At 60.5% G+C, this 24,897-nt stretch carries 27 protein-coding genes and 2 pseudogenes; 20 read left to right on the plus strand and 9 right to left on the minus strand.

Features of this window, described 5'->3' with window-relative positions; genetic code table 11:
• Window positions 1–10 precede the first annotated feature (10 nt).
• From ACIOWA_RS05775 to ACIOWA_RS05790, 4 genes and pseudogenes are all read left to right on the plus strand, one after another.
• Window positions 11–853 (plus strand): annotated as a pseudogene (locus ACIOWA_RS05775) (amidohydrolase family protein); the annotation flags it as partial.
• Window positions 854–1,040: 187 nt separating this feature from the next.
• A complete protein-coding gene (locus ACIOWA_RS05780; RefSeq protein WP_221733894.1) occupies window positions 1,041–1,235 on the plus strand; it encodes a hypothetical protein in 195 nt (64 codons plus the stop codon).
• Window positions 1,186–1,566 carry a hypothetical protein gene (locus ACIOWA_RS05785; RefSeq protein ID WP_339494723.1) on the plus strand — a complete coding sequence of 127 codons (381 nt, stop codon included), beginning with the start codon at window positions 1,186–1,188 and terminating at the stop codon, window positions 1,564–1,566. The genes ACIOWA_RS05780 and ACIOWA_RS05785 overlap by 50 nt, the downstream gene beginning before the upstream one ends.
• A gap of 96 nt (window positions 1,567–1,662) precedes the next feature.
• Complete coding sequence (locus ACIOWA_RS05790; RefSeq protein ID WP_401158717.1) at window positions 1,663–2,091, plus strand: nuclear transport factor 2 family protein; 429 nt, start codon at window positions 1,663–1,665, stop codon at window positions 2,089–2,091.
• Window positions 2,092–2,185: 94 nt separating this feature from the next.
• Here ACIOWA_RS05790 and mqo read toward each other — a convergent pair whose 3' ends face one another.
• The 3 genes and pseudogenes from mqo to ACIOWA_RS05805 all read right to left on the minus strand — a co-directional run.
• The gene (gene mqo / locus ACIOWA_RS05795; RefSeq protein WP_401158719.1) at window positions 2,186–3,835 is read right to left on the minus strand and encodes a malate dehydrogenase (quinone); all 1,650 of its coding nucleotides are present in this window, start codon (window positions 3,833–3,835) and stop codon (window positions 2,186–2,188) included.
• 516 nt (window positions 3,836–4,351) lie between these two features.
• Entirely contained in the window at window positions 4,352–5,215 is an 864-nt protein-coding gene (locus ACIOWA_RS05800; protein ID WP_401158763.1) for a methyl-accepting chemotaxis protein, read from the minus strand.
• Window positions 5,207–5,986, minus strand: a pseudogene (locus tag ACIOWA_RS05805) (HAMP domain-containing protein); the annotation flags it as partial. The pseudogene ACIOWA_RS05805 and the gene ACIOWA_RS05800, both read right to left, overlap by 9 nt.
• 197 nt (window positions 5,987–6,183) lie before the next feature.
• Between ACIOWA_RS05805 and ACIOWA_RS05810 the strand changes: the two are divergent.
• Both ACIOWA_RS05810 and ACIOWA_RS05815 read left to right on the plus strand, forming a co-directional pair.
• Complete coding sequence (locus tag ACIOWA_RS05810) at window positions 6,184–6,498, plus strand: DUF2388 domain-containing protein (RefSeq protein ID WP_221733806.1); 315 nt, start codon at window positions 6,184–6,186, stop codon at window positions 6,496–6,498.
• 80 nt (window positions 6,499–6,578) lie between these two features.
• Window positions 6,579–6,980, plus strand: a complete 402-nt coding sequence (locus ACIOWA_RS05815) for a hypothetical protein (protein ID WP_339433911.1) — start codon at window positions 6,579–6,581, stop codon at window positions 6,978–6,980.
• A 71-nt stretch (window positions 6,981–7,051) separates the two neighbouring features.
• Here ACIOWA_RS05815 and ACIOWA_RS05820 read toward each other — a convergent pair whose 3' ends face one another.
• On the minus strand, window positions 7,052–7,825 hold the full coding sequence (locus ACIOWA_RS05820; protein ID WP_401158721.1) for a tellurite resistance TerB family protein: 774 nt from the start codon (window positions 7,823–7,825) through the stop codon (window positions 7,052–7,054).
• Between the two features lie 258 nt (window positions 7,826–8,083).
• Between ACIOWA_RS05820 and pcsA the strand changes: the two genes are divergently transcribed.
• Window positions 8,084–8,806, plus strand: a complete 723-nt coding sequence (gene pcsA, locus ACIOWA_RS05825; protein WP_221733809.1) for a phosphatidylcholine synthase — start codon at window positions 8,084–8,086, stop codon at window positions 8,804–8,806.
• A gap of 123 nt (window positions 8,807–8,929) precedes the next feature.
• Here the strand turns inward: pcsA and ACIOWA_RS05830 are convergent, their stop codons facing one another.
• Both ACIOWA_RS05830 and ACIOWA_RS05835 read right to left on the minus strand, forming a co-directional pair.
• Window positions 8,930–9,742 (minus strand): class I SAM-dependent methyltransferase, encoded by an 813-nt coding sequence (locus ACIOWA_RS05830; RefSeq protein WP_339494729.1) that lies wholly within the window; start codon window positions 9,740–9,742, stop codon window positions 8,930–8,932.
• Window positions 9,743–9,775: 33 nt separating this feature from the next.
• Complete coding sequence (locus ACIOWA_RS05835) at window positions 9,776–10,048, minus strand: DUF4242 domain-containing protein (RefSeq protein ID WP_401158724.1); 273 nt, start codon at window positions 10,046–10,048, stop codon at window positions 9,776–9,778.
• Between the two features lie 237 nt (window positions 10,049–10,285).
• Here ACIOWA_RS05835 and ACIOWA_RS05840 point away from each other — a divergent pair, with 237 nt between their 5' ends.
• The 6 genes from ACIOWA_RS05840 to ACIOWA_RS05865 all read left to right on the plus strand — a co-directional run bounded on the left by ACIOWA_RS05840 (window position 10,286) and on the right by ACIOWA_RS05865 (window position 15,811).
• On the plus strand, window positions 10,286–10,438 hold the full coding sequence (locus ACIOWA_RS05840) for a hypothetical protein (RefSeq protein ID WP_401158726.1): 153 nt from the start codon (window positions 10,286–10,288) through the stop codon (window positions 10,436–10,438).
• Window positions 10,435–12,288, plus strand: coding sequence for a hypothetical protein (locus tag ACIOWA_RS05845; RefSeq protein WP_401158728.1), 1,854 nt, complete (start codon window positions 10,435–10,437; stop codon window positions 12,286–12,288). The genes ACIOWA_RS05840 and ACIOWA_RS05845 overlap by 4 nt, the downstream gene beginning before the upstream one ends.
• A gap of 34 nt (window positions 12,289–12,322) precedes the next feature.
• Entirely contained in the window at window positions 12,323–12,619 is a 297-nt protein-coding gene (locus ACIOWA_RS05850) for a hypothetical protein (protein WP_401158730.1), read from the plus strand.
• Entirely contained in the window at window positions 12,606–13,652 is a 1,047-nt protein-coding gene (locus tag ACIOWA_RS05855) for an NAD(P)/FAD-dependent oxidoreductase (RefSeq protein WP_401158732.1), read from the plus strand. Before ACIOWA_RS05850 ends, ACIOWA_RS05855 begins: the two co-directional genes overlap by 14 nt.
• Window positions 13,653–13,867: 215 nt before the next feature.
• Window positions 13,868–14,914: a class I SAM-dependent methyltransferase gene (locus ACIOWA_RS05860; protein WP_401158734.1), complete on the plus strand. Its 1,047-nt coding sequence runs from the start codon at window positions 13,868–13,870 to the stop codon at window positions 14,912–14,914.
• 54 nt (window positions 14,915–14,968) lie between these two features.
• Window positions 14,969–15,811 (plus strand): NAD-dependent protein deacetylase, encoded by an 843-nt coding sequence (locus tag ACIOWA_RS05865; RefSeq protein ID WP_339538727.1) that lies wholly within the window; start codon window positions 14,969–14,971, stop codon window positions 15,809–15,811.
• A gap of 25 nt (window positions 15,812–15,836) precedes the next feature.
• Here the strand turns inward: ACIOWA_RS05865 and ACIOWA_RS05870 are convergent, their stop codons facing one another.
• The gene (locus ACIOWA_RS05870) at window positions 15,837–16,712 is read right to left on the minus strand and encodes a LysR substrate-binding domain-containing protein (protein ID WP_339433920.1); all 876 of its coding nucleotides are present in this window, start codon (window positions 16,710–16,712) and stop codon (window positions 15,837–15,839) included.
• 149 nt (window positions 16,713–16,861) lie between these two features.
• On the opposite strand from ACIOWA_RS05870, the gene ACIOWA_RS05875 reads away from it, so the two are divergent.
• From ACIOWA_RS05875 to ACIOWA_RS05885, 3 genes are read left to right on the plus strand one after another with little or no spacing between them, the layout of a single operon-like run.
• Entirely contained in the window at window positions 16,862–17,560 is a 699-nt protein-coding gene (locus ACIOWA_RS05875; protein WP_401158736.1) for a CoA transferase subunit A, read from the plus strand.
• Window positions 17,561–17,584: 24 nt separating this feature from the next.
• Window positions 17,585–18,250, plus strand: a complete 666-nt coding sequence (locus tag ACIOWA_RS05880; RefSeq protein WP_339433922.1) for a CoA transferase subunit B — start codon at window positions 17,585–17,587, stop codon at window positions 18,248–18,250.
• A gap of 11 nt (window positions 18,251–18,261) precedes the next feature.
• Window positions 18,262–19,443, plus strand: a complete 1,182-nt coding sequence (locus tag ACIOWA_RS05885; protein ID WP_221733819.1) for an acetyl-CoA C-acetyltransferase — start codon at window positions 18,262–18,264, stop codon at window positions 19,441–19,443.
• Between the two features lie 202 nt (window positions 19,444–19,645).
• On the opposite strand, the gene cobF is transcribed toward ACIOWA_RS05885, so the two are convergent.
• Both cobF and ACIOWA_RS05895 read right to left on the minus strand, forming a co-directional pair.
• A complete protein-coding gene (cobF, locus tag ACIOWA_RS05890; RefSeq protein WP_339433924.1) occupies window positions 19,646–20,401 on the minus strand; it encodes a precorrin-6A synthase (deacetylating) in 756 nt (251 codons plus the stop codon).
• Window positions 20,401–20,970 (minus strand): histidine phosphatase family protein, encoded by a 570-nt coding sequence (locus ACIOWA_RS05895; RefSeq protein ID WP_401158739.1) that lies wholly within the window; start codon window positions 20,968–20,970, stop codon window positions 20,401–20,403. The genes cobF and ACIOWA_RS05895 overlap by 1 nt, the downstream gene beginning before the upstream one ends.
• A gap of 329 nt (window positions 20,971–21,299) precedes the next feature.
• On the opposite strand from ACIOWA_RS05895, the gene ACIOWA_RS05900 reads away from it, so the two are divergent.
• From ACIOWA_RS05900 to ACIOWA_RS05915, 4 genes are read left to right on the plus strand one after another with little or no spacing between them, the layout of a single operon-like run.
• Window positions 21,300–22,154, plus strand: coding sequence for a MurR/RpiR family transcriptional regulator (locus ACIOWA_RS05900; protein ID WP_339433926.1), 855 nt, complete (start codon window positions 21,300–21,302; stop codon window positions 22,152–22,154).
• A gap of 2 nt (window positions 22,155–22,156) precedes the next feature.
• On the plus strand, window positions 22,157–22,801 hold the full coding sequence (locus ACIOWA_RS05905; RefSeq protein WP_339433927.1) for an isochorismatase family cysteine hydrolase: 645 nt from the start codon (window positions 22,157–22,159) through the stop codon (window positions 22,799–22,801).
• Window positions 22,798–24,129 carry a glutamine synthetase gene (locus ACIOWA_RS05910; protein ID WP_401158742.1) on the plus strand — a complete coding sequence of 444 codons (1,332 nt, stop codon included), beginning with the start codon at window positions 22,798–22,800 and terminating at the stop codon, window positions 24,127–24,129. Before ACIOWA_RS05905 ends, ACIOWA_RS05910 begins: the two co-directional genes overlap by 4 nt.
• On the plus strand, window positions 24,113–24,865 hold the full coding sequence (locus ACIOWA_RS05915; protein ID WP_339538722.1) for an N-formylglutamate amidohydrolase: 753 nt from the start codon (window positions 24,113–24,115) through the stop codon (window positions 24,863–24,865). The genes ACIOWA_RS05910 and ACIOWA_RS05915 overlap by 17 nt, the downstream gene beginning before the upstream one ends.
• Window positions 24,866–24,897 lie beyond the last annotated feature (32 nt).

Raw genomic sequence — 24,897 nt, forward strand, 5'->3', positions numbered from 1 at the left:
GGTCTGCGCGGCCCGCGTGCCCTACCCGCGTTTGAACCGGTTCACGCCGCAGTTGGCAAGGATCGCTGCAAGGTCAGGCATGGTCGAGTTGCTGCTGTGCGGCGTCACCACCTGCGCCGATCACCACTACCTTTATCACGCCCACGGCAGCACCGAGACCGGTGACTTGCTGTTAGATCTGGCAGATGAGTTCGGTCTACGCTTTGTGCTGTGCCGAGGCGGTGCACTGGAGTCAGCCAGCGCTCATCCGGGCCTCTCGAAAACCGCGCTGCAACCGGAAAGCCTTGAGCAAATGGTCGGCGACATCGAGCGACTGAAATCGCTGTATCACCAGAACACGCCGGATGCGATGCGCCGTGTGGTGATCGCGCCAACTACGCCGACTTTCTCGCTGCCACCGACCTTGCTGCGTGAACTGGCCCATACCGCACGTGGGCTCGGTTTGCACCTGCACACGCACTTGTCCGAAACGCAGAACTACGTGAATTTCTGCCGCGAAAAATACAACTGCCTGCCCGTAGAGTTCGTCGCCGAACACGAATGGCTCGGCCCCGACGTCTGGTTTGCCCACGCCGTGCACCTGCAACCCGGCGAAATCCGCCTGCTCGCGCAGACCGACACTGGCATCTCCCACTGCCCGGTGAGCAATGCGCGCCTCGGTAGCGGCGTCGCACCCGTGGTGGCGGGCGAACCGATCACGGTGAAATACAGCCTGGTCGGCGGGCGTGTGGTGGTGGACAACGGCGTGATTCCGGGGCTGGATATCGAACACATGCGCACGGAGGCGTGGGAAGGCGTGCAGCAGTTGATGAATGTTGACGATTGGCCTTGTGCCCACCGAGTAATCCTGTAGGAACTGGCTTGCCAGCGATGGCGGACTGTCAGTCAAAGCAATGTCAACTGACCCACCGCTATCGCTGGCAAGCCAGCTCCCAAAAAAGCAGGTGCATTAGCCGCTTCCCGATTTCTCGACTAAAGTTACTCCCGCATCGGACAGAGCCCCTGCCAGCCACACCGGGCTCTTGATCAAGGAGAGACTGATGACATCGCGCCCCAACTTCGAACAGACCTACCGCACCTGGTCCAGCCCGATCCTGCTGGAACTGAAAAAACGCGAACACCAGATGGCGCCGGTCGAGCGTCAGGCACTTGAGAATGTATTAGTGGAAAGAAGGTTGCTGGACATTGGCAACCCCGACGGTATTGAGCGCCGTCAGGGCAAGTCAGGATCGTGAATCTGCCAGGTGTGAGGCGCAGCATTTAAGCACGATTGGCGCAGCACACCTGTGGCCGTCATTTGAAGCGCATGGCTCAGATCGGAGAAATTGTCGCGAGCAGGCCGATCAGAATGGTCAGTACCAAAAATCCACCCAGAAAAAACGCCATCTTGTTCATGTTGCTCTCCTCAATGCTGAGTTTGCGGTGCACTGGACGCTTCGGGATGAAGGACTGTCGCGAGTGACCGAACTGCCGGGGCATTTTGAGCGGATGACTGAGCTGGTTACAGAGGCAGATAAAGCAGAAAAATACGGATCAGATGAAGATCTGATCCGTTTGAGCGATTAACCGACATTCAGATCGGCACACAAAGGTCCCGTTTCGTCATGGTTGATCTAGAGTCATTGCCGTCGCATGAAGAACAACAAAAATCCAGGAGTGCAAATGACTGACCTGAACTTGCAACCCAATGTCGCCGAATCCCTGGGAAGTCGGCACGAGATGATTCGCACCGGCGACTTGAGTGCCCTGCCCGGACTGCTTGATCCGCAAGCCGTGTTCCGCTCGCCGATGGCGCACACGCCCTACCCCGGCGCACCGGTGGTGGCGATGATTCTCAACACAGTGTTCGAGGTGTTCGAAGACTTTGAATATCACCGAGAACTGGCGACCGCGGATGGGCTGAACGTGATTCTGGAGTTCAGTGCCAAGGTTGGCGCTAAAGAGCTCAAAGGCATCGACATGATTCGTTTCGATGAACACGGGAAGATTGTCGAGTTTGAAGTGATGGTGCGACCGTTGAGTGGGTTGCAGGCGTTGGGCGAAGAGATGGGACGGCGGGTTGGGGCGTACCTGGCAACCGCAAAAGCCTGAGCACACAACAACCCGGCGGCAGTTAAAGGTTTGGACCACAAAAAAACCCACTGACCGTCGCCGGTTCAGTGGGCTTTGTGTGTCAGGGTTCTAGTTACAGAGCCATGTCACGTGCAGCGTTTTCCTTCGGTGCAGCAGCCTTGTCAGCGGCAGCCTCTGCAGCCGGAGCCACAGCCTGACCGATCACTGGAGGCGTCGGCAGTTCGAGGATCTTGGCGGTGTAAGCCCACTCTGCAGCCACTTTGGCTGGATCGCTGTTCAGCTGAGTGCCGTAGCTTGGAACGATCTGGTGCAGCTTGGTTTGCCATTCTGGGGTGGCGACTTTGTCTTTGAAGACTTTCTGCAGCACGCTCAGCATGATCGGTGCAGCGGTCGACGCGCCTGGCGATGCACCCAGCAGGCCGGCGATGGAGCCGTCTTGTGCAGCAACGATTTCGGTGCCCAGTTTCAGCACGCCGCCAGCGGCTTCATCACGCTTGATGATTTGCACGCGTTGGCCGGCTTGCCACAGGCGCCAGTCTTCGGCTTTGGCGTTCGGGAAGTATTCCTTCAGCGAGTTCATGCGGTCTTCATCCGACAGCATCAGTTGGCCAGCAAGGTACTCGACCAGCGGGTATTCCTTGATGCCGACCTTGGTCATCGGCCAGATGTTGTGGGTCGTGGTGCTGGTCAGCAGGTCCAGGTACGAACCTTCTTTCAGGAACTTGGTGCTGAAGGTGGCGAACGGGCCAAACAGCAGGACGCGTTTGCCGTCCAGAACACGGGTGTCCAGGTGCGGCACAGACATTGGTGGAGAGCCAACCGACGCTTTACCGTAGGCCTTGGCCAAGTGTTGCTCGGCGATGGTCGGGTTTTCCGTCACGAGGAACGAACCACCCACCGGGAAGCCGCCATACTCCTTGGCTTCTGGAATGCCCGACTTCTGCAGCAGGTGCAGTGCACCACCGCCGGCGCCGATGAACACGAACTTGGCGTCGGTTTCGGTTTTGGTGCCGTCTTTCAGGTTTTTGTAGCTGACGCGCCAGGTGCCATCGGCATTCTTGGTGATGTCCTCGACTTCGCTCGACAGTTTCAGATCGAAGTTAGGCTTGGTCTGCAGGTGCGCAGCGAACTGGCGGGTGATTTCACCGAAGTTCATGTCGGTACCCAGCGGGCTCCAGGTGGCCGCGATTTTCTGGTTCGGGTCACGCCCTTCCATCATCAGCGGGACCCACTTCTTGATCACAGCCGGCTCTTCGGAGTACTGCATGCCGGCGAACAGCGGGCTTGCTTGCAGGGCTTCGTAGCGCTTTTTCAGGAACTTGATGTTGTCATCGCCCCACACGAAGCTCATGTGCGGCGTGGTGTTGATGAACGAACGAGGGTTCTTCAGCACACCTTGCTGAACCTGCCAGGCCCAGAACTGACGGGAGATCTGGAACGCTTCGTTGATCTCGACCGCTTTGGGAATCACTACTTTGCCGGTTTCATCTTCCGGGGTGTAGTTCAGCTCAGCCAGAGCCGAGTGACCGGTACCGGCGTTGTTCCAGCCGTTGGAGCTTTCCAGGGCGACGCCGTCAAGACGCTCGACCATTTCCATCGACCAGCTTGGTTCCAGCTCGTTGATCCACACACCCAGCGTGGTGCTCATGATGCCGCCGCCGATCAACAGCACATCAACTTTCTTTGCCTCTTCCGCCTGAGCGGACGACAGCCCCATCGACAAAGCCAGCCCTAGCAAGGCTGTGTTCACTTTCTTAAACATCCGTTGCACCTATGATAAAACGCCTTCCGCCCGCCGCTGTTATCTGCATGCGATCCGCTTTGATGACGCTCAGGCTGGCGTCGCAGATTCCGGCACACTTCAATTTTGACGGGTGGGCACACAAGGCCGACATGCTGCATCGACCTCAGTTAATGTCCCTTCTGAACTGACTTTTTATCATTATTGGCTTCAGCTACTTGAGCGACAGGGATTCCGTCAGCCCGCCCGAAGGCAAGCAAACTGAATAAGGTCAAACCAAGTCGGCGCGCAGAATATCACGTCAGGGCAAACCCGGGCGTCTGTTCCTGACTTGATAGTCTTTTGTGCTCAGGGACTTATCGGCCGTCTGATACTGAACATGACACCGGTGAGGGCCAGTGATTGTGGGTGGGGCGCGGGCGTTCAGGTGTTGATGTTGTGAATACGCCCGTGTTGACACAGCAAAACCCTGTGGGAGCGGGCTTGCCCGCGAGGGCGTCAGTCCAGCCACCTCACGGGCAGGGCTCTACCCCACTGTCATAACCGAAACCGATCCACCGACTGCGCCAATTGTCCCGCCAGCGTCGACAGTTCATCCGTGGTGTCGGCGGTTTGCCCGATCACCCGGCTATTGCCCTCGGACATTCCCGCAATCATTTCCACTTGATGGGCAATCTCATTGCTGGCCTGGCTTTGCTCGCCAATGGTGCGGGTTATGTCGTTGACCAGTTGCGTGGTGCTCAACGTCGCCTCAAGGATCTCGCGGATCGCGCGCTCGACATCGGCCGTCACCGCCATCCCCTTATCGACCTGAGCCACACCGGCCTCCATGCTGCTGACCGCCTCACGGGTGCTGTGCTGGATGCGCGCAACCATTGTGGCGATTTCCTGGGTGGAGGCGCTGGTCCGGGCAGCAAGGTTGCGCACTTCGTCAGCCACCACCGCAAAGCCCCTGCCCTGTTCGCCTGCCCGAGCGGCTTCGATTGCGGCGTTGAGCGCCAACAGATTGGTCTGATCGGCAATACTCTTGATCACCTGGATGATATTGAAGATGCCCTCGGAGTCCTGATCCAGGGTGCGGATGACCTGCGCCGACTGCTGCGCAGAGCGGGCGATGTCGTCCATGTCACTGACCACTTGATGAATCACACCACCCCCCTCCTTGGCCAGGGCTTCGGCCTGATTGGCCATGCCCAGTGCGCGCTGGGCATGGCGAGTGATTTCCTCGATGCTTGCGGTCATCTGGCTGGCCGCTGCGGCCATGGTCCCCGCGGCGACACTTTGTTGCTGGCTGCTGTCGGCGACCTGATGACAGCCGTGGCTCAACTTCGCGCTCATGCCGCTGACGCCGTGGGCGTTGCGCCGCACGACATCGATCATGTCGCGTAGATCCCGCTGCATGGTCGCCAGCGTTCGGATCAAGGCACTGGCCTCGTCCTTGCCGGTCGGTTCGGCAATCGGTTCGCTGAGGTTGCCGTGGGCGATACTTTCGGCGATGCGGCTGGCGGATTTCAGTGGCCCCGTGATGCTCAACATCACCCAGCGCCCCTGCACCAGCAGCAACAACAGACTGGCAACCAGCACCGCTGCGAGCGCGAGATTGGCGTTGCGGATCGCCGCCTCGGTGCCCTCGGCGGTCTGCCGGGTATTGGTTTCGATCAGCTCGCTTAAAGCCGCCATTTGCGTTTCGAGCTGACTGAACGCCGTGTTGAACGTCCCGAGTTCCTGCTGCGCCGCATCCGGGCTGTCGAGCGCCAACCCGACAATCCGCTCACCCGCGTTGATGTACGTATCGAGACTCGGTTTGACCTGCTCCAGTGCGCTACGCAGGGTCGGGTTGATCGGCAATTTGAGGTTCTCATCGAGCACCTCACGAAAATGCCCGGCATGTTCATTGATCGAATCGCGCACTTCGGCCGCCGTGTCGGCACTTTTGCCCAACCCCACCAGCATTGCCGAATAGACATCGGCGCGCAGGGCGTCGTGCATCATGTCGGCCTCCATGTGGTTACGCAGCGCACTCATGCTGACGGCATTGTCGCTGACCGCCGACGCCATTCTCAGGTTGCCGATGTAACTGACCAGACTCACGATCAAGGCTGTCAGCAGGCTGGTCGCAATCAGCAACACCAAACGCAGTTTGATCGACACTTTCCAGTCCTCCCTGGGCACGCGTAATTGCGCTCGTCAGGGTTTGAGTTAAGCCTATTTGCGCGCGAATGCAGCCAGCACGCTGCCAACTGACGAGGCCGATGAAAAACACTGGCAAACGCTCAGGATTGTTCACCGCACGGAACTCCCTCCCACTGCGCCCCTCTCACACTATGTAGTACTTCCCTTTTGCTTCGCGCTTGTGGAGGAATACCGTCATGCGCAAGTCAGTCCTCATTTCTTCTTTACTTTTGTGCCTGCCCGTCGGTTCGGCGCTGGCCCGCGTTGATGCGGGTGATGTCGCCACCTCGGCAGGTGTCTCCGCGTCGCTGTACTCGACCTTCAAGGATCACAAAATGGTGATTCCGGCCCGTGACGACTTGTCTGCATTTGTCGCCAGTGGCGGGGCCATTCGTGGGGTTTATCTTGAGTCGGTGCTGCAACAGGTTCGCCAGGACAATCCAGGCATCAACGCCAGCGATGAAGACCTCGCCAACGCGATTCTGGTGCATTACGAAGGCCTGAATCAGTAGCTGCCTGGGATGAAGCGGCCGATGGATGGCACCTGACAGCGCATAGGCAAAATTGTCCGCCGGCCTCTATGATGGAGGCCATGACGACTTCTGCGCCGTTGCGCTCACCCTGCCCGCCCGGCGCCTGCATTTGCGGGCGCGATCCGTTGCTGGAGACGCCCGGCTCGGATTTGCGCATCCTGCGCCTGACCCGCGAGGAAGAAAAACGCTTGCTCGCGCGTCTGGAAAGGCTCAAAGACCTTGCCGATCTAAAGCACCTGCAACAACGCATGTATGAGCAACTGGGTATCCGCGTCGAGGTCGTGCCCGGTTTCAACGAAGTGCGGACCATGCGCGGCATCGCCATTCACATCGATGAATTACCCGGCCTGTGCCGCAAGACCCGGCAGGCAATCCCGGCGGCGATTCGCCGGGGGTTGGAGAGTCACCCGCAAATCGCTTTCGAACTGCTCAACGCCCATGACTTGCTGCGCGACACCTGATCGTGGCTTCATGCCGCCCCGTTTATGCATCTGGGCGGGACCGGATTTGGCTTTGGTCTATTGATTGTGCGTCAGGCCACACCCTTGGCCTGCTGCTCCAGGTGCACCTGCAAATCGGGATCGATCTGCAACGCCGCCGCCAGTTCGTCCAGATAACGGCGTTCGGCGTCTTGCTGATCGTCCACCAGCATCACGCTGGCCAGGTACATTTCGGCGGCCACTGCCGGATCGCCCTGCGCTGACTGGGCCACTTCAGCGGCATCCAGTGGTTTGGCGACTTCGGCATCCAGCCATTGCTGCAATTGCGGATCATCGGTGTGTTTGCCGATTTCGCTGACGATCATTCGTTTTTCAGCTTCGTCGATGCGCCCGTCAGCCTTGGCTGCCGCGATCAGTGCGCGGAGCACGGCATGGCTGTGCTCTTCAATGTCTGGCCCGGCGAGCAGGTTGGCCGTTTGTGGCGTTTGTAATGGCGCGGCGCTGGCCTGGCTGCGTTGCCAGGCTTGATACGCCTGGTACGCCATCATCCCCAGCGACGCCAGCGCAGCGTAACGGGTGCCGCCGGAACGGCTTTGAGTACCGCCCCCTGCACCCAGTGCGCCACCCAATACGCCGCCCAAACCACCAGCGCCACCGCTCCCCAGCAAGCCACCGAGCAAACCGCCCAACCCGCCAAGCCCGCCGGCCGCTGAGCCTGCGCGGGTACCCGAGGAGTCCGCGCCGCCAAGCAGACCGCCCAGCAACCCACCGAGGCCACCCAGACCATCATCGGCCGAGGTGCCACTTTGTTGTCCCGCCGAGGCTCGGCCTCGCAGCAGTTGTTCAAGCAAATCACTGGTGTTCATGACGTCGTCCTCAGGCATAGGGATTGACTGCGTCTGGCAACGATAGACCGCTGCGGCCATTGCGCCAACACCGTTGGGCTGCTGCCAAATACGCTGGCAGATTTCGCCCGCGTATTTTTTCCGCGGCCAGCTAAGATTCAAGGAGGGTGAACCTTATCCCGGCCAGACCGGTCGATAGCTGCAACCCCGACCCGGTTTGCCGGCGCCCTTTGCCCGAGGGTGGTACCCGGCTTGCTTCACTTTCTGGAGAACGCCCCCGTGATATCGACCGTCCACCTTGCCAGGCTCAAGGCCTGGGGCGCCCATGGTTTTACCGCGACCGGCGTGGTCACCGCGTTCCTGGCCACCCTTGCGCTGCTGGAAAATCAGCCAACCCATTGCCTGATGTGGCTGGGTGTGGCGCTGATCGTCGACGGCCTCGACGGCGCGCTCGCACGCAAGGTCAATGTGCAATCAGTGTTGCCCAGCTTCGACGGTTCGATCCTTGACCTGGTGATCGATTACCTGACGTACGTCTTCATTCCGGCACTGTTTATCTATCGCTATATTCCCCTGCCCGATTACACGCTGCTGCTGACGGTGTCGCTGATTCTGGTGTCGTCGCTGTTCTGTTTCTGCAACGTCAACATGAAGAGCAAGGACAACTATTTCGTCGGTTTCCCCGCCGCGTGGAATGTGGTTGCTCTGTGCCTTTACATCATCGGCCCCGGCCCGTGGATCACCTTGGTGACCGTGATCGGTCTGGCGCTGCTGACGGTGACGCGGATGAAATTCCTGCACCCGTTTCGCGTACGCCGTTTCATGCCGATCAACATTGCGGTGACGGCAATCTGGCTGCTGTGCAGCCTGTCACTGGTGCTCAATCACCCGGTGATCAATCCGATGGTGATGGCTTTGTGGCTGCTGATGTCGGCTTACTTTCTGGGGATCTGTATCTGGCGGACGGCGCTGGAGTGGCTGGATCGATCCCCTGTGAAATAAGCCATTGCACACGGTGGGCGCGGGCTTGCCCGCGGATGTGGTGGGTCAGTCCAAGATGTTTCGACTGATTTACCGTATTCGCAAGCAAGCACGCTCCCACAGGGGAAGTCGCTTGAACGCGGACTAGCGTTTGGTAATGACCACTTCCAGATACTCACTCGGCACCACCAGCGAGTCCTCCCCCGCCCGATTCGACCGGTTGAGCAAATCCGCCAGATCACTCTCCAGCGCCTGACAGCTTTGCGGCGGCAGCGCTGCGAACGCTTTGTGCATCGGCCCATACCAATGGCGAAAGATGTCGATGAAGTGCGCCGCCGAGCGATAGCGAAAATTGAAGGTTCGGCGAGTCACCTGCACCACAAAATCGTGATCATCGAAGTGCTGGTGCAGCCACGCCTCCGTGCCCCAGTTTGACGGCGACTGGGCAATCGCTGGCGGTGGCAGATGGCGGCCCAGGGTTTTGAACATTTGGCCAACGAAGCCTTCCGGCGTCCAGTTCGCCAGGCCGATCCGCCCGCCCCGGCAACAGACCCGCGCCAGTTCGGCGCCGGCCTTGGCTTGATCAGGAGCGAACATGACCCCGAATGTCGACAGCACCGCGGCAAAACTGCCGTCGGCGAACGGCAATGCTTCAGCGTCGGCCACCTCAAACGTCACCTCCAGATGCTCGGCCCGGGCGCGATCCTGTCCACGTTCAAGCAGTGCCGCGACGTAATCGGTCGAGGTCACCAGACAGCCCCGGCGTGCCGCCGCCAGCGTCGCATTGCCGTTGCCGGCAGCAACATCCAGCACGGCTTCATCGCAGCGCAGGTCGCAGGCCTCAGCGAGGTTCTCGCCAACGATTTGCAACGTGGTGCCGATCACGGCGTAATCACCACTGGCCCAAGCGACTTTTTGGCGTTCCTTCAAAGCAGTCAGATCAATCGGGCTACCCATGAAGTCGAACTCCGCTAGAGATGAGTACCGGCATCATTCGGCGGTGGTCGGGTCGATAACCGTCACTACCCGCGCCACGCTGTTGGCCGGGAATCCACCGAGCCTGGCGTGCTCGCGCACCTGTGCTTCATCGGGGGCGATGTACACGCAGTAGATTTTGTCGGCCGTGACATAGCTTTGCAGCCACTGCACCTGAGGCCCGAGTTCGCGCAACACCTGACAGGACGTTTGCGACACGGCTTTGAGTTCTTGCTCCGACAGCTTACCGGCCCCTGGAATCTCGCGTTCAATCACGAATTTCGGCATGGCAACCTCGCGTTCTTATTGTTGTTCGGATTCATTGGCAGGGCCTACAGCCGCCCGGCTCGACTACTATCGCGCCGAGCCTGTCCGACGTCTTTGCCGATCGTCCGGCAAGCCAGCAAAACAGGGGCTTTGCCGATGAGTGGTGGGAATCTGTCAAGGCATTGAAACACCTTCGGCCTTGCCAGCATTCAAGGATCGGTTTCTGATGCGCAATCACCTTCGCAATGGACTGAAGCGATGTCACGGCGTCTCGATTGGCTAGCTCGGCACCTGCATCACCGCGCCACCTTTCCTGAAGGCCAAGGCAACGGTGACGAGGCCTGCCTGATCGCCCTCGACGGTGAACGTCTGGGTGGCGGTGCGGCACAAACTTACTGGGAGGTACCATGACACTGCTGGAATCCGTCACCCACGTGTGTACACGTCTGGCGCCAGGTGGCTGGCATTCGCTGATGCTGGCGCATGGCCTGGATATTCTCGCCGTGCCGCTGGATGCCGAACTGAAAAAACCACTGACCGTCGACCGCTCGCTGGCCGGCTTTGCGGATTTCTCCTCTGGCGGCAGTCGTGCGATTGAAGCAGCAGCACCGGCCCGCAGCCTGCTTTATCACGCACTGGCCTCGCCACAAGTCACGCTCGACGAAACCGGAAAAGCGCTGCAGATTTTTCCAACCGCAGGCGAAGTTGAGAGCGTTCTGGACTATGTCTACGGCATCCGCCCGCCAACACTCGATGACCTGCAACAGCGGGCTCAGGGTGCGCCATTGGCGCTAGTCGCGTTTGCCAGTGAATATCGCTGCGCTGGCGACACCGTCAAAGGCGAGCATGCAGACCTGTGCTTCTCTCGCACGGGCATTGCCCGTGTGGGCACCGACCCCGCGCTTTATGACGCCAGATTGCGCAGCTTTATGCCTTCCGTGCATGAAGACGCACATGGCATCCGGGTAATGCCTGTACGCTACAGCGCCTACATCGCCATGCAACTCGAGGGCGACGCCGAGCGCTTCGGGCCGATGGACTTCCAGGCAGATGTCGACCCCGGGCTGGACTTCTGGGTGCCGTTGCACAAGGTATTCAATGGCCCGGAGTGTCTGGCCGACATGGATTTGACGTTGAGGCTGGACAACCATCAGATCAACGAAAAACTGCGGCACATTCATTTGCGTCACACCGGCACCGGTTGGCAGGAACCCGAGATCAGTCGGCCGCCCTTTGTCATCACCGAGGGGCTGGCCGACTGGGCGAACACCACGGATCTGGGACCCGGCCTGCTGCTGCCACAGGTCAGGCCCCGACTGGTCGAGCCGGTCGAGTTTGAGGGGCAGCCGCTGTCCTTTCTGCTGCCGCCCAACACCTCCGGCATGGTGCATGGTCGTCACAAGGTCGAAGCGGACGGCAGCATCGTCGACCTGAACGACCACGAAGGTGTGGAGGAACGGGTTCGTCTGGGCGGGTATCAAGCACTGCACTACCACGACGGTACGGCGGATGGCTGGGTTCGAGCGCGATGCGAGGTTCTCGAGAAGCTTTTGCCAACGGTGGCGGCGTATTCGGTGATCGGCCCTCCGGATTTTTTCCCGCTGTGCACCCAGCGCAAGCTGTTGCACTGGGCGGATGAGCAACCCGTCTTCCCCGCACCGGATATCTGGCACGCTCGACTGGAGGCGTTATCCAACGTCCGTTACTGCGCCAATCTGGACTTGAAAGACCAGGTGTTCTCACCGCTGGACCGCGGTGTTACGGCGATTGTTGCCCTGCCGACTGAAACAGGGTCTTCGCACCCGCGCCAGACAGCGTCCGCCGTCTCGCGCCCGACCTCGCTGCCCGATGGCGCGGCCGGGGTTTTCGGCCCTGGATGGGAAGTAGGCTGGGTTCGCCTGCGTGGCGCGGACGATGCCTGGATCAACATCCTCGCCGGTTATCAGATGGCGAGCCCTTTTCCCGAAGACGCCAAAATCTGTGCGGCTCTGGGCTCTTTCTGGCCAGGGGTGGCGCCAGATTCGGCGCGTATCTTCGAGCCGCGCTCAAGCCTGCACACCGTTATCCCACTGACCGATCAGGAAACCGGCCAGGAGGGTGGCATGGCCTGGGATAACCAGCCCCCCCCCCCGGCTGATACCGCACGAGGATCGTGTGATCGTTCAGTACCGTGCCTACGCCCATGCCGATTACACACAAGTGGCCCTCGATCACCGCTTCTGCGTGCAACAGACCGGCAGCACCTCACAATCGGCGTATGAAAACCGCGTACTGTCGATGTATCGGGTGTACACCGTGCTCGGCGCCGCCAATGACAAACCGCTGCGCAACAGGTGGCCGGTGTTGTCCTTCCTCGAAGTAAAGCAGCCCAATGGCGAAGTGGACGCCGCACAGCAGCAAACCGGCATCACGCTTCACGGCTGGATTCATCGCTACTTGATGTTTGAACGCGGCGCTATCTGGACGCCGGAAGGTGACTTCAAGTTGCGCAATGTCGAGGTCAAGCAGCAGGTGACTTTTCTCGTCAGCGCCGAAGCAATCCTGATCAAGCGCGAAGACACGCCATGGCAGATTGCTGTTGAAATGCTTTGATGTGGTAGTGGTCGGCGCCGGCCCTGCCGGATGTGCCGCAGCAATCAGTTGCGCCCAGCGCGGCTTGCGTGTGGCACTGATCGAACGTCAGCGCTTCCCAAGGTTTCGCCCCGGTGAGAGCCTGCACCCGGGCATTGAACCGCTTCTGCAACAACTGGGCGTGAATACGCTGTTGTTACATCAGCAAGCCATGCGCTTTGCCGGCCACTGGGTGCAATGGAACGGGCCGGCGCGTTTCCACGCTTTGGGTAGCGATGAACACGGTCCATGGCGGGGTTTTCAAATGGCCAGAGCGCAACTGGATGCGACATTGTTGCGCCAGGCCGAAGAGCTCGGGGTGACAGTGCACCAACCATGTCAGGCCCGGCACGTCCTCAAGCAGGACAATCGCATCGTTGGGCTGACTACCACTCACGGGCCGTTTTCTACCTCCTGCCTGATCGATGCCAGCGGAGCAGCGAGTTGGTTGAGTCGCCAGCTCCACCTCAAAACCCAAGTGTGTTCACCGCCAATGGTGGCTCGCTACGGCTATCTGCAAGGCTGTATCGCGCCTTATGAAACCGCGCCGCACTTGCTGGCCCATGCCACAGGCTGGACATGGATTGCGCAAGTCCAGAAACAACGGCTGCACTGGACACACCTGGACTTCGAAACACCCCGTTCAGCCCCACAAAAAGACGTTAGCCGAATGCTTCCCCAGGCACTGCAAACACTGCCACCCATCGGCCCGATTCGCGGTGCCGACGTGACCTGGCGGATCAGCACCGCAGCGGCCGGCACCGGATATTTCATGGTGGGCGATGCCGCCAGCGTGCTCGATCCGGCCTCTTCGCATGGCGTACTCAAAGCCTTGATGACGGGCAGGCAGGCAGCGCAAGCAGTGTTCGATTGCCTTCGCCAACCGGCGTTGCAAGCATCGGCGCAAACGCACTATTGCCAATGGCTGAACCATTGGTTCGAACGTGACAGTGAACAACTCCGCCATTTCTACCGCCAACACCCGTACCCTCCCCGGTGGTTGACCGAGACCTGAATCAGGCGACGTCGGCCACTGCCCTCACCCCAACCATTAACCGACCTGTTTGTTCAGTGTCAGTCTCGCAAACGCAGCTAGACTCAAACAGTACCCAGTCGAGGGGGACGCAGGACTCAGGCTGTGCCCTGCCCGTTTCCATGACCACCGCCCGGTGGCGCATGCCTCGACCCTCAACGCCGCCGGACTGTGATCCTGTTTCAGGAGCACACCTGATGGACGAGGCCCGACTCAACGACTTCATGGGCAAACTGGTCAACGACATGGGCGGCGCGGCGATGCTGGCCAATGTCATCGTCGGCGAAGAACTCGGGCTCTACCGGGCGATGGCCGACAGTCAGCCGATCAGCCCCGAAACCCTCGCCACAAAAACCCGCTGCAACCCGCGTCTGGTACGCGAATGGCTCAGCGCGCACGCCGCCTCCGGCTACATGGAGCACCACGACGGCCAGTTCCGCTTACCGGAAGAACAGGCCCAGGCGCTGGCCGTCGAAGACTCGCCGGTGTACATCGCTGGCGGCCTCGGGGTGGTAGCGTCGTTTTTCCATGACAAGGACAAACTGGTCAAAGCCATGCGCAGTAACGGCGCCCTGCCCTGGGGTGATCATCATCCGTGCATGTTCACCGGCACGGAACGCTTCTTCCGCCCCGGCTATAAAGGTCACTTGATCGCCGAATGGTTACCGGCCCTGGACGGTGTGGTCCCCAAGCTCGAGACCGGTGCGAAAGTCGCCGACATCGGCTGCGGCCACGGCGCCTCGACGGTGATCATGGCTCAGGCGTTTCCCAATTCGCGCTTCGTCGGCTACGACTATCACGCACCGTCGATCACCGTTGCCTCCCAACGCGCCGAAGAAGGTGGTGTCAGCATCCGGGCGAAATTCTTCGAGGGCTCGGCAAAAAGTTACCCTGGCAATGACTACGACCTGATCTGCTATTTCGACTGCCTGCACGACATGGGCGACCCGGTCGGCGCCGCACGCCATGCCTACGACGCGTTAAAAGACGACGGCACGGTGTTACTGGTCGAACCGTTTGCCAACGACACGCTGGACGACAACATCAACGCGGTCGGGCGTTTGTTTTATGCCGCATCGACGTTCATTTGCACCCCGAACTCCCTGTCCCAGGAGGTTGGCCTGGGCCTCGGTGCGCAGGCCGGTGAAGTGCGTCTGCGCAAAGTGTTTGCCGAGGCTGGCTTCAAGCGGTTCCGGCGAGCGACGCAAACGCCGTTCAACCTGATTCTGGAGGCGCGCAAGTAAGCAGCGCGTATCGCGTGCTAACCTGCTGGCACCGTCCTCCCCGGAGCGCTGACCATGCTCGACAGCCCGATCCGCGAACACTTCGACACGCTGCAACAAGCGATGGCCGAAGGCGACTTTCTGGTACTGACCGGCGCCGGCATCAGCACGCCGTCGGGTATCCCGGATTACCGCGACAGTGACGGTGTGCGCCGTGGACGCCAGCCGATGATGTATCAGGAATTTCTCGCCGCCCCAGAATCACGCCGCCGCTATTGGGCGCGGGCGATGCTCGGCTGGCCGCGTGTGCGCCAGGCGCGACCGAATGCGGCGCACGAAGCGCTGGCCCATTTGCAGACGCAGGGGCGGATCAGCGGCTTGATTACGCAGAATGTCGACACCTTGCACGATCAGGCCGGCAGTCCTGACGTCATCGAATTGCACGGCAGTTTGCATCGGGTGCTGTGCCTCGATTGCGGACAGCGAAGTGAGCGCGATGCGATACAGCGGTTGATGGAAATGCACAACCCGTACCTGGCCGGCGTCGATGCGGTGCAGGCGCCGGACGGCGATACCCTGCTCGACCCGGCGTTCGAAGCACGTTTTCAGGTACCGCTTTGCCCTCATTGCGCAGGGGAGCGAATGAAACCGGACGTGGTGTTTTTCGGTGAGAACGTCGCGCAACACACGGCGGAACGGGCCATGACAGCGGCGCGAAATGCGGCAGGAATGCTCGTGGTGGGTTCTTCGTTGATGGCCTATTCGGCGTTTCGCCTGTGCCGGGTCATCGCGGATCGCGGCAAGCCGTTGCTGGCGATCAACCTGGGCAAGACCCGGGCGGATGATTTGCTGGATTTGAAGGTTGAAGGGTCGTGCGAGCAACTTTTGCCCCTGCTGACACAACGCCTGACCACCTGAACACGCACAGCCCGTTTTCACAGGGTCAGTATTTTTCCCTCAAAATATCGAACAACGCCTGCGCCGCCGCCGACAGTTCATTGCCCGGTTCGGTCAGCACGCCAATCGCCCGTTCCACCGAGTCATTCAACGTCAGGCACCGGGCTCCCAGTTCCTGCATCTGCTCGGCACACAACGCCGGCACCGCACTGACTCCCAGCCCACTGGCAACCATCCGCCCGACCGTCGACAGTTGATGGCTTTCGAATTCCACCGGTAGCTTCATGCCGCGAGCCTGCAAATGTTCTTCGAGCATCACCCGCACGGTCGACGGCCGCTGCAAGGTAATGAACGGCTCGAGCAACAAGGTCTGCCAGTCAATCTCGGTGCGTGCGGCCAGCGGTGACTCCTGCGAGACCACCGCCACAAACCGATCCATATAGAGCGGTGTAAATGTCATCGAGGTGTTCTGCATCGGTTCGAACGCCACGCCCAACTCCACTTGCCGGTCGCGGACCATTTCCAATACTTGCTCGTTGATCACGTCGTTGACCGTGACGCTGACGTTCGGATACCGCGCCCGAAAGGTCTTGAGGATCGGCGGCAGCAGATTTCCGGCAAACGACGGCATCGCCGCCAGCGTGACTCGCCCGCGTTGCAGGCTGAAGCGTTGGCGCATTTCGTCTTCGGCGTTGTCCCAGTCGGCAATCAGGCGCCGAGCCAGCGGCAGCAAGGATTCACCCTCCGCCGTCAGCGCCACATTGCGGGTGTTGCGGCTGAACAGACGCCCACCGAGCCCCTCTTCCAGGGCTTTGATGGTCAGGCTCAGCGCCGATTGCGACAGGTGCAACCGCTCGCAGGCGACGGCAAAACTCAGGCTTTGGGCCACGGCGAGGAAGGCGCGGATCTGCTTGATGGTCATGAACGCTATGCTTCCGTATCAGAATCCAATGGATTATTGATCTTTATCAATCAATCAACCTTAAAAATCAACTTAACAAATATATCCTTCAGCGAGACACTCCAGTCATTCGGCTAGCCAGCCGCCCGCAAATAATAAAAGAGGTGCATATGGCAGGTTTCGACAAGCGCGTGAGTTCCTACGAGGAAGCCCTGGCCGGGCTTGAGGACGGCATGACCGTCATCGCCGGCGGCTTTGGTCTGTGTGGCATTCCGGAAAACCTGATCGCCGAGATCAAGCGCAAAGGCACCCGCGACCTCACCGTCGTGTCCAACAACTGCGGCGTCGATGGCTTTGGTCTCGGCGTACTGCTGACCGACCGCCAGATCAGCAAAGTCGTTGCCTCCTACGTCGGCGAAAACAAGCTGTTCGAAGAGCAACTGCTCAAAGGCGAAATCGAAGTCACCCTGACCCCGCAAGGCACCCTCGCCGAAAAAATGCGCGCAGGCGGCGCCGGCATTCCGGCCTTCTTCACCGCCACCGGCGTCGGCACCCCGGTCGCCGAAGGCAAGGAAGTACGCGAATTCAACGGTCGCAAGTACCTGATGGAAGAGTCCATCACCGGCGACTTCGCCATCGTCAAAGGCTGGAAAGCCGACCATTTCGGTAACGTCATCTACCGCCACACCGCGCAGAACTTCAACCCGCTGGCCGCCACTGCCGGCAAGATCACCGTGGTCGAAGTCGAAGAAATCGTCGAACCCGGCGAACTCGACCCCTCGCAGATCCACACACCGGGCATCTACGTCGACCGGGTCATTTGCGGCACGTTCGAAAAGCGCATCGAACAGCGCACCATCCGCAAATAATCCAGGCTGACGGAGAATAAAAACATGGCACTTTCCCGCGAACAAATGGCTCAGCGCGTCGCCCGCGAAATGCAGGACGGCTACTACGTGAACCTTGGCATCGGCATTCCGACCCTGGTCGCCAACTACATCCCCGAAGGCATGGAAGTCATGCTGCAATCGGAAAACGGCCTGCTCGGCATGGGACCTTTTCCGACAGAAGAAACCATCGACGCCGACATGATCAACGCCGGCAAACAAACCGTGACCGCGCGCATTGGCGCGTCGATCTTCAACTCCGCCGAATCCTTTGCGATGATCCGCGGCGGTCATGTCGATCTGACCGTTCTGGGCGCGTTCGAAGTGGACGTTGAAGGCAACATCGCCTCGTGGATGATTCCCGGCAAACTGGTCAAGGGCATGGGCGGCGCCATGGACCTGGTGGCGGGCGCAGACAACATCATCGTCATCATGACTCACGCCTCCAAGGACGGTGAGTCCAAACTGTTATCCAAGTGCAGCCTGCCACTCACCGGTGCTGGGTGCATCAAGCGGGTGCTGACCGACCTCGCCTATCTCGAAATCGAGAACGGTGCGTTCATTCTCAAAGAACGTGCGCCGGGCGTCAGCGTCGAAGAGATCGTCGCCAAAACCGCCGGTAAACTGATCGTGCCTGACCACGTACCGCAAATGCAGTTCGCTGCCCAGTGAGGAATTCGAAAATGCAAGACGTCGTCATTGTTGCCGCCACGCGTACCGCGATCGGCAGTTTCCAGGGCTCTCTGGCCAGCGTTAGCGCGGTTGATCTGGGCGCGGCGGTGATCCGCCAGTTGCTCGAACAGACCGGGCTGGACGGGGCGCAGGTTGATGAAGTGATCATGGGCCAGGTGCTGACGGCCGGCGCCGGCCAAAACCCGGCGCGTCAGGCAGCGATCAAGGCTGGCTTGCCTCACGCCGTGCCGGCCATGACCCTGAACAAGGTCTGCGGCTCAGGCCTCAAGGCCCTGCACCTCGGCGCACAGGCCATCCGTTGCGGCGACGCTGACGTGATCATTGCCGGTGGCCAGGAGAACATGAGCCTGTCCAACTACGTGATGCCGGGCGCACGCACCGGTCTACGCATGGGTCATGCGCAAATCGTCGACACCATGATCAGCGATGGCCTGTGGGATGCGTTCAACGATTACCACATGGGCATCACTGCCGAGAATCTGGTCGACAAATACGACATCAGCCGCGAACAGCAGGACGCCTTCGCGGCCGCCTCGCAGCAAAAAGCAGCCGCAGCCATCGAGGCTGGGCGCTTCGTTGATGAAATCACCCCGATCCTGATTCCGCAGCGCAAGGGCGATCCGGTCGCGTTCAAGGTTGATGAACAGCCACGCGGCGAAACCACTGCCCAATCCCTGGCGAAACTGCGTCCGGCCTTCAAAAAGGACGGCAGCGTCACCGCCGGCAATGCTTCATCGCTCAACGACGGCGCGGCCGCCGTGATCCTGATGAGCGCCGAAAAAGCCAAAGCGCTCGGCCTGCCCGTGCTGGCGACCATCGCCGCTTACGCCAACGCCGGTGTTGACCCGGCGATCATGGGCATCGGCCCGGTCTCAGCCACCCGCCGCTGCCTGGACAAGGCGGGCTGGTCGATTGAGCAACTGGATCTGATCGAAGCCAACGAAGCGTTCGCCGCACAATCGCTGGCGGTGGCCAAGGATCTGCAATGGGATCTGGACAAGGTCAACGTCAACGGCGGCGCCATCGCCTTGGGTCACCCGATCGGCGCCTCGGGTTGCCGCGTACTGGTGACCTTGCTGCACGAAATGATCAAGCGTGATGCGAAAAAGGGCCTGGCGACCCTGTGCATCGGAGGCGGCCAAGGCGTCGCTCTGGCACTGCAACGCGCATAAAGAGCAATACAGACAGCGGGCGGATCCACGACATCCGCTCGCTGTCTCCTACCCTGGATCGGCGACAGACCCAAATCTCGTATCCACCACCATCCCCCTGTGGGAGCGGGCTTGCTCGCGAAGGCGTCCGGCCAGCCAACATCTCCGGCGACTGACACACCGTTTTCGCGAGCGACAGCGGGTCAGCCCCGCCAGCAAAGCTCTAAGGCTTGCGCAGCAAATACGTATCCATGATCCACCCATGCTCAGCCCGCGCGGCCTTGCGCACCTGCTCGATTTGATCCGCGACCTCCCCGAGTTTGCCGCTGATGAGAATTTCATCCGGCGTTCCCAGGTAAGCCCCCCAGTAAATCTCGGTCTGCGGATCGGCTACCCGGTGGTAGGCATCTTCGGCATCAAGCATGACCACCAGACTGTCCGCATCACTCACCTGCCCTGCCGCCAAACGCCGGCCCGTGGAGATTTCAATCGAGCGACCAATTGTGTTCAACGGCACTTTGTGCTGCGCTGCCAATGCCTGAACGCTGGTGATGCCGGGGATCACTTCGAACTCGAACTCACAGGCACCGCACGCCAGAAGCGCCCGCAGGATACGAACGGTACTGTCGTACAAAGCCGGATCGCCCCACACCAGAAAACCGCCGCACTGGCCGTCAACCAGCTCTTGATTGATCAGCCGTGCAAAGATTTGCTGCTTCGCCCGGTTCAAATCATCAATGCTGGTGGCGTAGTCCGCGTCGCCACGCTCACGCTCCGGGCTGTGGACTTGGGCGAAGCGGTAGGCGGGATCCGTGATGTAGCGCTCGCAGATCTCGCGGCGCAGATCCATCAACTTGTCCTTGCTCTGGCCTTTGTCCATCAAAAAGAACACATCCACCCGATTCAGCGCCTTCACCGCTTGCATCGTGATGTAGTCCGGGTTGCCAGCGCCAATGCCGATGACCAGCAGTCGTTTCATCAGACAGCGCCTCCATCATCGAGACTGGGCAGACGCAGGCGCCAGCGCTCGGTGAAACGCAGTTCGACCACTGACAGTGGCTCGACATCGATGTCATGAAAGGCCGAGCCGCGCATCATCTGGATCAACGCGGCGCGGATGATAAACGGATGGGTCACTGCCACGACGTGTCCCGGCGTGGTTTGCAAACTGACCAGCCATGCCGCCACTCGCTCACACAGATGCGCAACCGACTCACCACCGTGGGGCGTGGCGTGTGGGTCCTGGAGCCAGGCGTACAGCGCTTGTTCCTGTTTAAGTTGCAGGTCCTTGATCGACTGGCCGTGCCAGCACCCCCAGTCACAGTCACGCAGCACCTCGTCAACTTGCGCATCCGCGCCGAACCACGCCGCCGTCTGTCGGGTGCGCAATTCAGGGCCGCAAATCAAACGGCGGGCGGAACTGAAACGTGAGGCCAACGCATCAGACGCTGACCGGATATTTTCAACAGGCTCATTCGTAGGAAAACGCGCCAATTTCTGTGAGACGGTTCGCGCATGGCAAATCAGTGTCAAACGGGTGGTCTGCACAATGAATTCCTCTGTCGAGCACCATGAAATCAACGGCCTGATGCCGAAGTGTTGGCAATTGTGCCGTAAATAAAGGGCTCCAGGGCTGCCCGATGAAATACCGCGATACCCGCCGACACTGGGAAAGTGGCAATATCTGACACCTCCACGGGCAATGGACTACAAGACACGTCGACTTCCGTGTAGCCCTTGTTACACGGGCATCCTGCCCTGTTTTGGGGCCGTTTCAACAGGATAAAAAATTCACTAGACATGTAGCGTAAGTTACATAAATACTGTTTTAGCGAATTGTGAAGCAAATTCGACACCTTCATCCAGCAGGAGCCAGGATGCCCCCTCTCAGAGACCTGATCACCGACCCCGACCTTGATCTCACGCCGTCGGAGCGCAAAGTCGTTCGCGCCTTGCTTGATCAGTACCCGCGCAACGGCCTTGGGCCCATGGCACGACTGGCCGAGCATGCCGGTGTCAGCGACCCGACCATTGTGCGCCTGGTAAAGAAACTCGGCTTCGGCGGTTATGCCCAATTCCAGGATGCGCTGCTCAGCGACATGGATCATCGCCTGCGCTCGCCGCGCACCCTGTTGCAACCCCGCGCGCACCAGAACAAGGATGACGCCTGGAGCCACTACCTGAGCGACAGTCATCGTCTGCTGGTCGAAACCCAATCGCTGACTCAACCCGAAGATGTGCGCATTCTCACGGACTGGCTGCTCGACGTTCGGCATCAGGTGTACTGCTTTGGCGGGCGCTTCAGCAGCCTGATGGCGAACTACCTGCTCAATCACCTGCGCCTGCTGCGCCCTGGTTGCTTTGCCCTGGATGACAATGCGCAACTGCCCGATCGCCTGTTCGATCTGCAGCGCCAGGACGTCGTGCTGGTGTTCGACTATCGCCGCTACCAGACCCAAGCCCTGCGCGTCGCTAGCGCAGCAAAAAACAATAACGCGCGCGTGGTGCTGTTCACCGACATCTACGCCTCGCCGCTGCGCGAACTGGCCGACCTGATCATCAGCGCCCCGGTGGAGTCGGCTTCGCCGTTCGACACCATGGTGCCAGCACTGGCTCAGGTCGAAGCGCTGATAGCCTGTCTGACCCTGCGCAGTGAGAATCTGGCCGATCGCCTGGAAGGCATCGATGCCCTGCGCAATGACTTCAACACCCACCTGTTGGAGGATAAATAAGGATGTTCAGCCTTCCCCACCGCTCGCCGCGGGACTTGCCATTTGTCACTGACCACACCGCGTTGCTGCTGGTGGACATGCAGCGTGCCTGGCTCGAACCGCAGTTCGACCCGCACCTGAACGGCCCGGACGCCGAGTACTTCCTGACCCGCACCCACATGCAGGTGGTGCCCAATCAACGCCGGTTGCTCAGTGCCTTTCGTCAGACGCGGCAGAACGTACTGCACACCCTGATTGAAAGTCTGACCGCCGATGGCCGCGACCGCTCGCTTGACCACAAGCTCTCGGACATGCACCTGCCCAAAGGCAGCTCACAGGCGCGGATCATTGATGACCTGACCCCGGTGGAAAACGAAATCGTCCTGCCGAAAACCTCTTCCGGGGTCTTCAACTCGACCAACATCGACTATGTGCTGCGCAATCTGCAAACCCGCCATCTGATCATCGCCGGTATCGTTACCGACCAGTGCGTCGACATGGCGGTGCGCGATGCCGCCGACCGTGGCTATCTGGTGACCCTGGTCGAAGACGCCTGCGCCACTTATAGCGCCGAGCGCCATCACGCCTGTCTGAACGCGATCAAGGGGTATTGCTGGATCACCGACACCGACACCGTGCTCGCCCGGTTGCAGGAGATGCAGCCATGAGCCCCCGCCTGACACCGCTGCCGATGACCACTATCGTCACCACCGACCTGATCGGCATCACCCGTGGCCGCTCGTTCCCCACCGACGAACTTGAGCACTACCAGGCCGCCGGTTGTGGCTGGGTGCCCGCCAACAGCGCCTTGACACCTCAGGACATCATCGCCTCGACCAATCCATGGGGCGCCTATGGCGACCTGCGTTTGATCCCGGATCTGGCCAGCCGCGTGATTGTCGGCAACGGCCCGGATGGCGACGCACCGGCGCTGGATTTCATTCACGGCGACATCCGCGAAACCGATGGCCGTCCGTGGGGGGCCTGCCCGCGTACGCTGCTGCGTGATGAGGTGGAGCGTTATCGCGACCAGTTGGGTTTGCAGGTCAACGCCGCGTTTGAACACGAGTTCAATCTGCACGCCGGTTTTGCCGAACATCTGGCGTTTTCCCTCGAAGCCCAGCGTCAGGGCGCCGAATTCGGCGGCTGGCTGCTCAGCGCCTTGCGCGCCGGTGGCGTCGAGCCGGAAATGTTCCTGCCCGAATACGGCAAGCACCAATACGAAATCACCTGTCGGCCGACCCTGGGTGTCGCCGCCGCGGATCGTGCGGTCAACGTGCGCGAAATCACCCGCGAGATCGCCCGGCAGATGGGCCTGGACCTGAGTTTCGCACCGAAGACCTCGGCGGACGCGGTGTGCAACGGCGTGCACCTGCACGTCAGCCTGCTCGACCTGGCCGGTCAGCCAATGCTCTACGACGCCGGCACCCGCAACGGCTTGTCGACCCTCGGCCAGCATTGGGCGGCGGGGGTTGTGCATTATTTGCCGGCGCTGTGTGCGTTCACCGCGCCAACCCCGGTGTCGTATGAGCGCTTGCAGCCGCACCACTGGAGCGCGTCCTACGCGTGCCTTGGCCAGCAGAACCGTGAAGCGGCGTTGCGTATCTGCCCGACCGTGACACTGGGCGGCAAATCCGTGGCCACACAGTTCAACCTTGAATTCCGGGCGATGGACGCCACCGCCTCGCCGCACCTGGCAATGGCTGCACTGCTGATCGCCGGCCGCTTGGGGATCGAACAGCGTCTGGCGCTGAACGCGATCACCGATGACATTCCCGATTCACTCAACGACGAGCAACGCAAGGCCCGGGGTATCGTTGCCCTGCCCGCCTCGCTGGCCCAGGCGCTGGATTGCCTGCGCAACAGTGCAGCCTTCAATGAATGGCTGCCCAAGCCGTTGCTCGACACGTATCACGCCCTTAAAACCGAGGAACTGGCGCTGACGGAACAGCTCTCGCCCGCTGACCTGTGTGAGCACTATGCACGCCTGTACTGAGCCCGCCGAGCTTGGGTTGTATACCCGACCGGTCTACAACCTGAGCCGCGCCGACTCGACGCATCCGGTGATCCTGGTGTGCGAGCACGCCAGCCATTACATCCCCGCGGCCCTGAACAACCTGGGCCTGGACGATATCGCCGCGCGTGAACACATCGCCTGGGACATCGGCGCATTGCAACTGGCCGAGCAGTTATCGCAAACACTCGGTGCAACGCTGTTGAGCGCCAACTATTCACGTCTGTTAATCGACCTGAATCGGCCACGGCACGCCCCGGACAGCATTCCGGCGCAAAGTGAGATTTATCAGGTGCCGGGTAACCGCGAGCTGGACGAAGCCACTCGCGAATACCGGCGCCAGGCACTGTTCAAACCGTTTCACACGCGCTTGCAAATGTTGATCGACGAGCGGATTGCGCTGGGCCAACCGGTACGGGTGGTGGGAATTCACAGTTTCACGCCGGTGTATTACGGCCAGCCGCGAACGGTGGAGGTCGGCGTGCTGTTCGGTCAGGCCAAGGTGTATGCCCAGCGTCTGCTCGACGGTCTGGAGCAACATCCGTTGAACGTGGCCGGCAATCAGCCGTACAGAATTGACCCACTGGGCGACATGACCGTGCCGGTACACGGCGATGCCCGGGGCCTGGATTCAGTGCTCATCGAGGTGCGCAACGACTTGCTGCACAGCCCCGAAGCCGTATCGCGCTGGGCCGGATACCTCGCACCATTGCTGTAAAGAAACACTGCTGACGCTGTACATGATGGACC

Source organism: Pseudomonas sp. NPDC087614 (genome assembly GCF_044743485.1).
Lineage (GTDB): Bacteria > Pseudomonadota > Gammaproteobacteria > Pseudomonadales > Pseudomonadaceae > Aquipseudomonas > Aquipseudomonas baetica_A.

Coding starts and splice junctions, on each gene's coding strand:
- ACIOWA_RS05780 (WP_221733894.1), top strand. CDS start 1,041: ATGACATCGCGCCCCAACTTCGAACAGACCTACCGCACCTGGTCCAGC.
- ACIOWA_RS05790 (WP_401158717.1), top strand. CDS start 1,663: ATGACTGACCTGAACTTGCAACCCAATGTCGCCGAATCCCTGGGAAGT.
- mqo (WP_401158719.1), bottom strand. CDS start 3,835: ATGTTTAAGAAAGTGAACACAGCCTTGCTAGGGCTGGCTTTGTCGATG.
- ACIOWA_RS05800 (WP_401158763.1), bottom strand. CDS start 5,215: ATGCAGCGGGATCTACGCGACATGATCGATGTCGTGCGGCGCAACGCC.
- ACIOWA_RS05810 (WP_221733806.1), top strand. CDS start 6,184: ATGCGCAAGTCAGTCCTCATTTCTTCTTTACTTTTGTGCCTGCCCGTC.
- ACIOWA_RS05815 (WP_339433911.1), top strand. CDS start 6,579: ATGACGACTTCTGCGCCGTTGCGCTCACCCTGCCCGCCCGGCGCCTGC.
- ACIOWA_RS05820 (WP_401158721.1), bottom strand. CDS start 7,825: ATGAACACCAGTGATTTGCTTGAACAACTGCTGCGAGGCCGAGCCTCG.
- ACIOWA_RS05830 (WP_339494729.1), bottom strand. CDS start 9,742: ATGGGTAGCCCGATTGATCTGACTGCTTTGAAGGAACGCCAAAAAGTC.
- ACIOWA_RS05835 (WP_401158724.1), bottom strand. CDS start 10,048: ATGCCGAAATTCGTGATTGAACGCGAGATTCCAGGGGCCGGTAAGCTG.
- ACIOWA_RS05840 (WP_401158726.1), top strand. CDS start 10,286: ATGTCACGGCGTCTCGATTGGCTAGCTCGGCACCTGCATCACCGCGCC.
- ACIOWA_RS05845 (WP_401158728.1), top strand. CDS start 10,435: ATGACACTGCTGGAATCCGTCACCCACGTGTGTACACGTCTGGCGCCA.
- ACIOWA_RS05860 (WP_401158734.1), top strand. CDS start 13,868: ATGGACGAGGCCCGACTCAACGACTTCATGGGCAAACTGGTCAACGAC.
- ACIOWA_RS05865 (WP_339538727.1), top strand. CDS start 14,969: ATGCTCGACAGCCCGATCCGCGAACACTTCGACACGCTGCAACAAGCG.
- ACIOWA_RS05870 (WP_339433920.1), bottom strand. CDS start 16,712: ATGACCATCAAGCAGATCCGCGCCTTCCTCGCCGTGGCCCAAAGCCTG.
- ACIOWA_RS05875 (WP_401158736.1), top strand. CDS start 16,862: ATGGCAGGTTTCGACAAGCGCGTGAGTTCCTACGAGGAAGCCCTGGCC.
- ACIOWA_RS05880 (WP_339433922.1), top strand. CDS start 17,585: ATGGCACTTTCCCGCGAACAAATGGCTCAGCGCGTCGCCCGCGAAATG.
- ACIOWA_RS05885 (WP_221733819.1), top strand. CDS start 18,262: ATGCAAGACGTCGTCATTGTTGCCGCCACGCGTACCGCGATCGGCAGT.
- cobF (WP_339433924.1), bottom strand. CDS start 20,401: ATGAAACGACTGCTGGTCATCGGCATTGGCGCTGGCAACCCGGACTAC.
- ACIOWA_RS05900 (WP_339433926.1), top strand. CDS start 21,300: ATGCCCCCTCTCAGAGACCTGATCACCGACCCCGACCTTGATCTCACG.
- ACIOWA_RS05905 (WP_339433927.1), top strand. CDS start 22,157: ATGTTCAGCCTTCCCCACCGCTCGCCGCGGGACTTGCCATTTGTCACT.
- ACIOWA_RS05910 (WP_401158742.1), top strand. CDS start 22,798: ATGAGCCCCCGCCTGACACCGCTGCCGATGACCACTATCGTCACCACC.
- ACIOWA_RS05915 (WP_339538722.1), top strand. CDS start 24,113: ATGCACGCCTGTACTGAGCCCGCCGAGCTTGGGTTGTATACCCGACCG.